Annotated in this window: 13 protein-coding genes; 3 read left to right on the top strand and 10 right to left on the bottom strand. The window is 32.8% G+C overall.

The genetic code is table 11. The annotated features are described in order from the left end of the window. Positions 1 to 306: 306 nt before the first annotated feature. Together LJE08_RS07125 and LJE08_RS07120 are read right to left on the bottom strand one after the other, a co-directional pair. Positions 307 to 1038: a phage antirepressor KilAC domain-containing protein gene (locus tag LJE08_RS07125; protein WP_227402794.1), complete on the bottom strand. Its 732-nt coding sequence runs from the start codon at positions 1036 to 1038 to the stop codon at positions 307 to 309. Positions 1039 to 1073: 35 nt separating this feature from the next. Beyond that, positions 1074 to 1280, bottom strand: a complete 207-nt coding sequence (locus LJE08_RS07120; RefSeq protein ID WP_227402793.1) for a helix-turn-helix transcriptional regulator — start codon at positions 1278 to 1280, stop codon at positions 1074 to 1076. A gap of 144 nt (positions 1281 to 1424) precedes the next feature. On the opposite strand from LJE08_RS07120, the gene LJE08_RS07115 reads away from it, so the two are divergent. From LJE08_RS07115 to LJE08_RS07105, 3 genes are read left to right on the top strand one after another with little or no spacing between them, the layout of a single operon-like run. Further along, positions 1425 to 1943: a helix-turn-helix domain-containing protein gene (locus LJE08_RS07115; protein WP_227402792.1), complete on the top strand. Its 519-nt coding sequence runs from the start codon at positions 1425 to 1427 to the stop codon at positions 1941 to 1943. An 11-nt stretch (positions 1944 to 1954) separates the two neighbouring features. After that, positions 1955 to 2176 carry a hypothetical protein gene (locus tag LJE08_RS07110; RefSeq protein ID WP_227402791.1) on the top strand — a complete coding sequence of 74 codons (222 nt, stop codon included), beginning with the start codon at positions 1955 to 1957 and terminating at the stop codon, positions 2174 to 2176. A gap of 48 nt (positions 2177 to 2224) precedes the next feature. After that, positions 2225 to 3382: a site-specific integrase gene (locus tag LJE08_RS07105; RefSeq protein ID WP_227402790.1), complete on the top strand. Its 1158-nt coding sequence runs from the start codon at positions 2225 to 2227 to the stop codon at positions 3380 to 3382. 485 nt (positions 3383 to 3867) lie between these two features. Here the strand turns inward: LJE08_RS07105 and LJE08_RS07100 are convergent, their stop codons facing one another. From LJE08_RS07100 to LJE08_RS07065, 8 genes are all read right to left on the bottom strand, one after another. Beyond that, on the bottom strand, positions 3868 to 4530 hold the full coding sequence (locus LJE08_RS07100; protein ID WP_217256855.1) for a hypothetical protein: 663 nt from the start codon (positions 4528 to 4530) through the stop codon (positions 3868 to 3870). Positions 4531 to 4534: 4 nt separating this feature from the next. Then, positions 4535 to 4855 carry a nucleotide pyrophosphohydrolase gene (locus tag LJE08_RS07095; protein ID WP_003864113.1) on the bottom strand — a complete coding sequence of 107 codons (321 nt, stop codon included), beginning with the start codon at positions 4853 to 4855 and terminating at the stop codon, positions 4535 to 4537. Further along, positions 4839 to 5726 (bottom strand): AraC family transcriptional regulator, encoded by an 888-nt coding sequence (locus tag LJE08_RS07090; protein WP_217256856.1) that lies wholly within the window; start codon positions 5724 to 5726, stop codon positions 4839 to 4841. The genes LJE08_RS07095 and LJE08_RS07090 overlap by 17 nt, the downstream gene beginning before the upstream one ends. A gap of 294 nt (positions 5727 to 6020) precedes the next feature. Then, positions 6021 to 6410 carry a hypothetical protein gene (locus LJE08_RS07085; RefSeq protein ID WP_117924258.1) on the bottom strand — a complete coding sequence of 130 codons (390 nt, stop codon included), beginning with the start codon at positions 6408 to 6410 and terminating at the stop codon, positions 6021 to 6023. Then, positions 6410 to 7846, bottom strand: a complete 1437-nt coding sequence (locus LJE08_RS07080; protein ID WP_186998771.1) for a DNA methylase — start codon at positions 7844 to 7846, stop codon at positions 6410 to 6412. The genes LJE08_RS07085 and LJE08_RS07080 overlap by 1 nt, the downstream gene beginning before the upstream one ends. Next, a complete protein-coding gene (locus tag LJE08_RS07075; protein WP_217256789.1) occupies positions 7843 to 8007 on the bottom strand; it encodes a hypothetical protein in 165 nt (54 codons plus the stop codon). The genes LJE08_RS07080 and LJE08_RS07075 overlap by 4 nt, the downstream gene beginning before the upstream one ends. Then, positions 8008 to 8487, bottom strand: a complete 480-nt coding sequence (locus tag LJE08_RS07070) for a GNAT family N-acetyltransferase (protein ID WP_117924262.1) — start codon at positions 8485 to 8487, stop codon at positions 8008 to 8010. Between the two features lie 38 nt (positions 8488 to 8525). Then, positions 8526 to 11093 carry an ABC transporter ATP-binding protein/permease gene (locus LJE08_RS07065; RefSeq protein ID WP_227402789.1) on the bottom strand — a complete coding sequence of 856 codons (2568 nt, stop codon included), beginning with the start codon at positions 11091 to 11093 and terminating at the stop codon, positions 8526 to 8528. Between the last annotated feature and the right edge of the window lie 73 nt (positions 11094 to 11166).

The following is an 11166-nucleotide window of genomic DNA, read 5'->3' as shown; positions in this document are numbered from 1 at the left end:
CGTTTATAGGTAAGACTCATAAATTTAAGAATTTGCTTAACTTAATGACATTGGAGATTTATCAACTGTATTCCAATCCATTCAGATTTTGATTTCTAATTTACCAAGGGAGTATCCGATTATTTCACGGTTAATTTTTTTCTCACACTCGCACGATCAATAACGTATTTAGTGATTTGATTGAATATGCAATGGAAAAGTTGAGTGTGATGTAATCAAACTTCTGAATTTCATGAACTTTCGGTCAATGCCTACTTGCAGTTGTGAGATAGAGTTGAGGGTACTACATCAATCATTTTTGAAAATTTAGAATAATGGTTCTAAATCATAAAGCGAACAATTTGAATTACATAGCTTATTGATAAAGTAAACTTGGCCTTTACCAGTAACTTTGGTTGTTCTTGTAGCTTTTGGTGGAGCATCACCACGTTCAATCGTTCTGACTACAATTTCAAATAAACCTAAATTCATTGCCATTTGAGTAGGCTCTGTTGAGTTCTTACAGATGTAGCCTTTTTCTCTTAACCATCTGTACAACTTCTTTTCGCCAATGTCATAGCCATTCTGCTTAATCAATTTAGCTAAGTCACCAATCAGAATTGAAGAATCACTAGCTTTAACTGCATCTGCAAAGAAAGCTTTCGGTTTCATTTCTTCATTTTCAATTTGAAGATTAGCAATTGTTTTATGTGCAATATCTAGTGCACGAGCCATAACCTTTTCAGGACTGTTCCATGCTTTTTCTAATTCGATCAGCTTTTTACGGATTTGTTTTCCTTTTTCGTTACGTTGGAGCATTGCAATTTCTTTTGCCATATCAAGTGTGATTTGGTAGTCTTGTAATTCTCTCATTGCTCCGTTATTAACAACCGTACAATTTTGTACACTTGTAAAATCCACGTTTTCTTCAAATCCATATTCCGACATTTGCTCAAACCATCTAGAGAATCTTCCTGCAATGTTTAATTCTTTGTGCAATTCTCTAGCCGACAAAGTTAATTTGTCACCATTTGTAGTTACATTAAATAATTCGTTCATATTGCCTCCTTTCTTATGTTCACGTTTTTGTGTACTTAAATCTTAAAAAAAATATTGTCTCTTTCTTCGTTCGATAATTCTAAAACATCTTGAATAGCTTTAATTTCTGATTGCCTAAATTCTCTTGCTTCATTTAACTTATAGTTAAGGGATGAAAGGCTTATGCCTGTTTTATCAGACAATTCTTGCATTGTCATAGATTTTAAAGCTAAGAAAGATTTTAACAAAGCTTTATCAGTCATCTTTGCCTCCTTTCTTATGTCCACGTTTCTGTGTACACCATTAATATACTCTCATAATGTGTACATGTCAACACTTTTGTGATAAAAAAGTTCACATTTTTGAATATTACTGTTATAATTAAGATAGATAAAGGAGAAATCAATATGAACAACGATAATGTTTTAGGTGAACGTGTTAGAAAACGCAGAGAAGAATTAAATTTAACCCAAGAAGAATTAGCTAAAAGAGCTGGTTATCAGTCTCGAAGTTCAATTAATAACATTGAAAACGGAAGACCAGCTTCATTAAAAGTTGTACATAAGCTTGCAGAAGCTTTAAATGTTTCTGAATGGTATTTACTCGGCTCGTGTGATGCAGAAGATACTACACCATACGCAGAAATTAAAGACAAAATTAAACAAATGCGAACTTACGATTATGCAAACGGCATCACCGAAAATTTCATCAATTATTTAAGATGTCATATTTGGCAAGTTAAAGAAGTGTCTGATGATGTCGATAATGGAAAAGAAATCACAGAAGAAAAGTATTTTGTTGTAACAAGCGAAAATGGCGTATCAATAAAGCTAACGCAAGAAGAATTAGATGAATTGGACAAAAAAACAAGTGAATACGTTGAAACACTTATATTAAATGAATTTAAGAAAAAGTTAGGATTATAAGGAGAATAAAAATGGGATTTTTAAAAGATTTAAAAGATATGAAACAAGCCTTTCAAGAAGGATACAATGAATCAGCTCGTGAAAATGAACGTGAAAAAAGAATGATAGCTAGCCTTCAAGGAAGAAAAGTCACAGCCACAGAAGCACGAGAAGTCTTTATGAAGATAAAAGAAGATGAGTTAGAAGAAGAATTTCTTGAATGGGTTTCTGATAATGAAATTAGATTAAAATAAAAAAAATGCCTACCATTGGCTTTGGTAGGCTTAGTTAGAATGATACGAATGGCATTTGAAGTTTTACAAGTAAGAACACCATACGTACGCATTCATTCTATCATATTTAGAAAAAGAAATGGAGTGAATATCATGACAATTATATCTCGTGAAAAAGGACGAGTTAAACAATACCAATACCGTGTATATTTCACTGATGTGTTCGGCAATCGAAAACAACGTAATTCAAAATGGTATGACACGCAGAAAGAATGTAAGGATGCAGAAGCTTTGTTTTTAATCAAATCACAAGAAAAAAATATATACGATATTAAATTCAAAGATTTAGCAAATGAATATATTGAGTACTCATCCAAAGCAAACACATCCAAGACTAAACTGGATAAGCAAATGATGTTGCGAAAATATTGTGATATGCTTGCTGATCGCAACGTAAATTCGATAAAAATTGCATATATGAAGCAAGTTCGTGATTATATTGATGATTTAGGTTTGTCTACTTCCAGGAAGAATAGAATACTAGGTTTTATTAATTCAGTATTCAAATATGGAATGAAATACCATGGGATCAAATCGAATCCAATGGGCCTTATAGACCGCTTTACAAAGTCCACAGACGAGAAATTGCAAGAGATGGACATTTATACCATAGATGAGTTTAATCGCTTTCTAGATGCAATTGACGAAGACCACAGAGAGTTTAGGAACTATTACTTTGTATTATATTGGACTGGCATGAGATTAAATGAATGTGCATCATTAACTTTTAATGATTACAATCATAAATTCATAAATGTACATCGTCAATGTGTCAATGGTGAGTGGATGCCGTTAAAGACAAAAGGCTCGAAAAGACGAATCGCGATTGATAAGGACCTTTATTCGATATTGGATGAACAATACCAGAAATACAAAGACTATCCTGAGTTCAGTATGGATTGGTTTGTATTTGGTGGATACAATCAATTCAACCAAACCACAGTCACACGAATCAAGAATGAAGCGTGTGCACGTGCCAATATGCGACAAATACGCATTCATGATTTCAGACATAGCCACGTAGCAAATCTAACTGAAGCAGGAGTAAACATTTATAAAATATCGAAAAGACTTGGCCATTCTTCAGTCACCATAACCATGGACCGATACGGCCATCTAATCGATGAAGATGGTGATGAGATTTTGAACGCAATGAGAAAAAAATAACACAAATTTATATCTCATTTATGTCTTGTTTTTCTCGAAATTCACGCATTTTAACAAAGCTACACGAATTTAGTTGCTTTATATAAAGCTTAAATGACCTCAACGAACGGATTAACAAAATCCCGTACGCGCTACCATTAAACAATTACTCCTTTACATAAAGGAGTTTTTATTTTATGTACAAATCGTGTGAGATATATTAAGAATATACCATGATTTATACAGTTATATGTTTGGTAATATATTAGAACTTTTAAGAAGACTTTTAGTACTTAGTGTATTCATGAAATTACTTTACGCTATGTACTTAAAATACAGAGATTGGTAAATCTTAGAAAGGACTAATCTTTATAATGTTAGAAAAATTAACAGAATTTTTATAGCGATTGGAATCGCCAAATTTATTTACGCCATGTATTTAAAACACAAACAAAATTAAGTCTAGCAATAGGATTTTTTATTTTAACAAAAAGAAAAAGCACATCCTAAGATGCACTCTCTTCAATCTTACGCTTTTCTAGATACTTGATTTTTTCATCATGAACCCATTCCATAATGACACGATAATTAGTCATTAAGAAATCTCTCCATTCTGGTTGAACAATAACTCTTCTTTTAAGGCCTCTATCATTTTCAATAATATATGGAAGTCTATATTTTTCATTATAATCTTTGATTGTTTCTATAATATCTTTAGGACGATTCCAAATTGGATCATTACCACCTACATCCACCAAAAAGCTCGATAGCAAACGATATGGTGTCTGCATGATCAATAGTTTCTTATATTCCTTTAAATCTTCATCATGTTGTTTCACACAAATAATAATTTCTTGTTTCGAACAATTTTCAGGCAAATACTTTTGGATACTTAAAATCGCATTTTCCAATGCGTTTGTACGCTTTTGATGAATCAACGGACCCAAATGATATCCTTTTTCTACCACATCCTCATAGGCTAAAGAAATCATTTCATCCAAGATTTCATCAAATTCAATTGTATCCTTATAAATCATTAAATTTAACACTGCCTCTAACCAATAGAAAGAATAAGAAGAACTTGTAAATTCTAGAATCTTCTCAAAATAATCCAATCGTAGTTCAAAACTATATAAATCTAAGAATTGTAATCGTTCGACATCTAACATACCCTTATTTTATCAGTTCTGTGTACTTTTTAGAAGATGCTTTACACTTTTCTACCGGATATTTCTTCTTATTTTGTTCTAATTTCATCAACAAAATCTCTTCCATATCCACGCCCAATTTATTGGCCATCAAAATACAATAATTCATCACATCGGCAAGTTCTTCACAAACATGTTGCTTATCATATTCATTGTTCCATTGAAAACATTCCAACAACTCTCCTGCCTCAATACTAATCGATTTAGCTAAATTTTCCGGGTTATGAAATTGATCCCAATCTCTTTCCTCATTAAATTTTAAGATTTCTTCAACTGCCCTTTTCATCTTGCCCCTCCATTATTCGATACTTCTTTGGCGATATGCCATACACCTTTTTAAACGCCTGAATAAAATGTGTCACATTATTAAAACCTACAATCTCTGATATTTCCGTTACATTCAGCGTGGCATCTTTTAAAAGATTTGTTGCCTTCTGCAACCGATACTGAATTAAATACTCATATGGTGTTATATTTAACATCTTATTGAAACAACGATTACACTGCGCAATACTCATCATCCCTGCGTCCGCAATATCTTTTAAAGATAACTCATCGGCGTAATGCGTATGAATATATACAAGCATCACTTGTACTCGTTCTTGTCTTTCGACATCTTTTTTGTTTGGAATAAAATCGATTTCAGATAAACTCTTCACCAATTGTCTCCAAATCATTGTGATCAAAATAGAAACATCATATTCAAACATATCCGAACCATTTAAATAAATATTATAAATATCATACAAACATTTAATAATCTGATTCTTTTCCTTGATTCCATAACATCTTAAAAAATCCATACGCGTATAAGGCCATACATACTTATATTTCATTCGACTCTCTTTAAAGAAAAAAAGTAATTCTTCAGGAAAAGTAAGTGTCACATATTCTCCATCCTCACTCATATCGCTCGACATATGCAAAGCACCCTTATTAATAAACAATGCCTCTTTTTCTTTGAGCTCATACTCTATTCCATTCACCTGATAACTCACATAGCCCTTAGTACATAGCACAAACTGCAAGTCTTCATGCCAATGCAAAGACTTAAAGCCACTGCCAATCGGTAAATCACTATATTTTCTAACAACACAGATATTTATAGGAAATAATTCATCCGAATATCCGTTTATAATGTGTAATTTATTCTCCATAAATTAAATATAATACAAAAATGATAATATATCTATATTTTTTGACTATTTATCATAAGACAAAGCTCTATACTGTAATTATAATTATAAATGTATTCAGAAAATTTCTATCTGATACTCATGTTCGATATCCCATAATAAAAGATATCATCTTTCCAGTAACAAGTATTCTATTTAAAACGATTGAAAGGCATAAACTTCACAAGACAAAAATACAATTGTTTTAAATTAGGAATGCAATCTCTATGAAACAGCCAATGGCTGTTTTTTTATTTGGAAAGAAAAAAGAACAAGTCAATGTTCCAATATTTCAATATCTACAATATCCTCTATTTGTATCTGAATATTCTCTTTAAAAAATAGAGTCTTATTTAATTCATCTATACGCTTAAAAGACAAAACGCTCTCCATGTACTGACCACCACTTTTTGTCTTATCCTTCTCAAAATAAGTGATTCTGCATTTCGATTTCAAATTTATCAATTCAATGATTTTCTCATTGATTCTAAGCTTTTCTTCATTCGATAAAATGCGTTTTGTCTGAGTTATTCTTTGTTGCTCTAATATCGCCTCTTTATGACCTGTTAAAGCTGCAAAAGGTGCAAATTGAGCGGCACGATCTGACATAGACATCTTTGGATATTTACTTTTAGGTCGATTCATTGTATACCATCTTTCATCCATTATGCCTTATGCCCTCCAATCTGCGCATTTCTTTCTTTTGCCTTAGCTCCCTTTTCAAAATCCGTTCCCTTTAAGATTGAATTTTTGCCATACTTATTCTTTATTTTTAAAGTCACCTTTTGAAGATCGTTTTCCTTCTTTAATTCTTCTTCATCCACATTTGAAAATAAATCAATCTGTTCAAAGCCACGATTCTTTTCATCTATCACTTCAACAGCCGCCACATTGATTCTTCGCACCAATAAACTAGAATCCACATACCGATCAAATACATCCAATATATTTTGAATTAGAATTGAATTCGCATTTGTCTTTTGAGGCAAATGAACAATTTTATTTAAGCTTTTCGGCAAGACTCTCCCATAAAAATCAACCATCGTTTCGCCCGTATAATCCTCATTTACTTCATAACCAATAGTAAGAACCACTTTATTTGTCACCAAATGCTTATCCACCAAACTTAAAGCTAAAGATTCCACCATTTCCTTTACTAAAATCTTAGCCTTTTCTTTTTCATACCCACAAGATAAGACTTGTCCCGAACCTATACTATTCTTTTCTGGCTTATATGCCTTGATATCTTCAATCGTACAAGGTTCATATCCCCACGCATGATCAATCAATAGTTCGGCATTTACACCAAATGTCTTAAACAAAACATCCTCATGTTCCAAGCTAAAGGCACAAAGCTTTCCCATTGTATCAATACCTAGTTTATGCAATCTTTTCTCATACCCTTTTCCAACACGCCAAAAATCAGTCAATGGCTTATGATTCCACAACAATTTACGATACCTATATTCATTTAAAGCCGCAACACGAACCCCATTCTCATCTGGATTTTTATGTTTGGCCACAATATCCATCGCCACCTTGGCAAGATATAAATTCGTACCAATACCTGCCGTAGCCGTGATGCCTGTTGTCTCATAAATATCTAAAATCATTTTCATTGCGAACTCTTTGGGTGTTAAATGATACGTATTTAAATATGGCGTCGCATCAATAAACACTTCATCAATGGAATATACATGAATATCTTGGCTTGAAACATATTTCAAATAGATATTATAAATTTGTGTACTGATATCCAAATAGTATTTCATTCTTGGAGGTGCAATTAAAAAATCGACTTCAAATCTAGGATTCTGTTTTAAAATTTCATCATCTGCTGATTTACCATCAAAACGCAAAAGCCCCTTTTTCCTTTTTGCATTCACATCTCTTACCTTTTTATTCACCTCAAACAAACGACACCTTCCTCCAATTCCATACTGTTTCAAAGAAGGCGATACAGCCAAACATATTGTCTTTTCTGTTCTAGAAGTATCTGCCACTACAAGATTAGTTTTTAATGGATCCAATTCTCTAGATACACATTCGCAAGAAGCATAGAAAGACTTTAAATCGATAGCCAAATAAATTTTTGACTTCATGAACGCGTAATCTTTTTAAGAAGACCATTTAATTCATCCAAACCAGAAGTCACTTCATTCAATTGACCTCTTAACGTAGGAATCATCTGTTTCAACTCTTCTTTTACGGCTTTTTTTGCTTTTTTCTTCTGATATTTCTTTACCTTTTGAATTATTTTCATCTAAAACTCCAATCGCATTTGATACCAAACTACACCACCATGAACACTTGAGGATACACCCTCATTTTTAAACCCAAACTTACTATAGTAAGGCACCAATCTATCTTTACAAGTTAACACCAATCCTTTTCGGTTCTCTTGTCTAGCCAAATCAATCATTGCACACATGATCTTCGCGGCATAACCATTTTTTTGATAATCTGGTAATGTATTTAATCCAAATATCATTTGCCAGTCACCATCTTCATCATGCATCGAAGCATCACTATACATTTCATCCGTTAAATCTCTTTGGTTTGTACAAAAACCATCGATAAAACTAATCAATTGATTTTTTTCGAACAATAAAAGAAAATGGTTCGCATATACATTTAATCTTTCTTGAATCTCTTTTGAAGTCGCTGCTTCATTGGGTGGAAAACAAGTTGCTTCTACCTTAGATAATATTTCTGCATCTCCAATCGTTCCTTTTCTAATCATGAAATCACCTCGCAGGTATTATACCAAAAAAGAAGTGATTACTCACTTCTTAATGCCTCTACAGGATCTTTTTTACTCGCAATCTTGGATGGAATCAAACCTGCAAGAATCGTTAATACTAAATCAATGAAAATCAAGAATATAGCTCCATTGACTGGTAATTTGGCAATATGCGCAACACCAGTCATATTCTCAACGACCACACTAATTGGAACATTCAATACAAGTGTAATTAATATGCCTAATACACCACTAATCAATCCAATAATAAATGTTTCTGCATTAAATACACGCGTAATATCTTTTTTACTAGCACCAATTGAGCGTAAGATACCAATCTCTTTTGTACGCTCCAATACCGAAATATACGTAATTATACCAATCATGATGCTTGATACAATCAGAGATACAGATACAAAGGCAATCAAGATATAACTAATGATATTCACAACACTTGTTACTGAACTTAACATTGTCCCGATAAAATCGTTGTATGTGATCACATTACTCTTTGTCTGTTTCTTATTATAAGAAGTAATCAAATCACTCAGCTTTTCTTTTCCATCAAAACTTGACGCATACAAAGAAATCTTTGTCGGAGTTGAATAATCTACAACGCCAAGTTTTGTCAAATTCGAATCATATGTCGCATTGATATTCTCATTATACGTATTCATATAATTCATCAATTCTTCTTGCGACATACTTGAAAGCTGCATCATCTGCTCATTTGTAAGATTTGACATACTAATCTTTTGGCCTGAGGCAAATTCAGTCTGCGTAAAAATATTGATATTTGGATTTGCCTTTTGTTCTTTTACAATTTGAGAATTCTCCGTCTTAGAAGTTACATACTCTTCCATAGCCTTTGTATAATACACACCACCCATTGTTGGTTGTGATACAGTTGAATCGCTTGGTTTAATAATTCCAACCACCTTGATTTCAGGACTCTTCGAAACAACATCCTTCATATACGATTCATTTTCACTTTGGTTAATCCATAAACCATTTACCTTTTGATATAAATCGCTATTTAGAACCAATCTAAACTTCAAATTTAAGATATCATCCACACTATACGATTCTAGGTTTGTCTTTGAAATCTTATCCGTCTCTCCATTTAAAATCTTTTGATAATTCTTAACCAATTCATCCTGATCCAATAATCCTAAAGAATAAAGTGCATAATCGGTAATCTCATTATTTTCATCGACCTCTAAAACCACCTCATTATAGTTTGTTGGCCACTTACCTTCGACAAGCTGATATTCATCATCTCGAAGCTTTTTCGATTCGGGTAAAGAAAGCCATACTTGATCATTGGTCATAGCACTTGAATCCACAAATTGAGATTGCAGGGACATCATATCCGACATGCCTAATTTATCCAACAAACCATTTGGCGATACTTGCACTAAGCCAGAATCTGTATTCTCATTATAAACTTGTAAATTTAAATTATAATCATACTCAATTGCCTTCGCCGTCTTTCTAAATTCTTTACCCTTACCACTTTCAATATAGGATTTAAAAGCCGATAGATTATTCTTCTTTGAACTCGATAAAGATTCTAATACATCCTCTACATAAGGACGAGAATAGATTTTAGAATCCTTATGTTCCTCTGTCTTTTTCTTCATGCCCATCATCGTTGTCATCAATGTAGACACATCACTCGAACTCGATTGAATCTCAATCGGATAACTGGCCATTGTATCATTTTCCATTTGATCAATATACGACTGCATACCATGCGACAATGACATAATCAAAGCAATTCCAATAATTCCAATGCTTCCGGCAAAAGAGGTTAAAAAAGTACGTGCTTTTTTTGTCATTAAATTATTTAAACTTAATGAGCAAGCCATTTTAAAAGACATGCCAGGTCTTTTTAACACACTCGTATCCACATTTGTTTCTGTTTCATTAAAAGGATTGGAATCCGAAACTAAAGTGCCATCCTTTAAACGAATGATTCGGCTTGAATATTCATCGGCCAATTGCGGATTGTGTGTAACCATAATGACAAGCTTATCTTTAGAGATTTCCTTTAAGATCTCCATAATCTGCACACTTGTGGCACTATCCAAAGCACCAGTTGGCTCATCTGCCAAAATAATATCCGGATTATTGACAATGGCACGGGCAATCGCAACACGCTGCATTTGTCCACCCGACATCTGGGTTGGCTTTTTATGAATTTGATTCGAAAGTCCAACCTTATTTAAAGCCTCTATAGCTCTTTTTCTTCTTTCCTCTTTATTGACTCCCGTTAGTGTTAAAGCCAATTCTACATTACTTAAAACACTCTGATGCATGATTAGATTATAGGATTGAAACACAAAACCAACCTGATGATTACGATACGTATCCCAGTCTTTATCACTATAGTCCTTTGTACTTTTTCCATTAATAATCAAATCACCCGAAGTATAATGATCCAAACCACCAATAATATTTAGAAACGTAGTCTTGCCACATCCACTCTGTCCAAGTATTGAAACAAATTCATGTTCACGAAAAGAAAGTGATACACCTTTTAATGCATGTACAATTTCATCTCCTGAAACATAATCTTTTATAATATTTTTACATTGAAGCATAAAATCCCTCCGCTTGAGTTAATTATAAAAAAATATCTCTTGATTTTTCAATCGACTGATTTTAACATATTGT

Source organism: Holdemanella sp. DFI.5.55, assembly GCF_020593575.1.
Taxonomy (GTDB): Bacteria; Bacillota_I; Bacilli_A; order Erysipelotrichales; family Erysipelotrichaceae; genus Holdemanella; species Holdemanella hominis.
The sequence above is the reverse complement of the archived record's forward strand: the minus strand, read 5'-3'. Positions and strand labels throughout refer to the sequence as shown.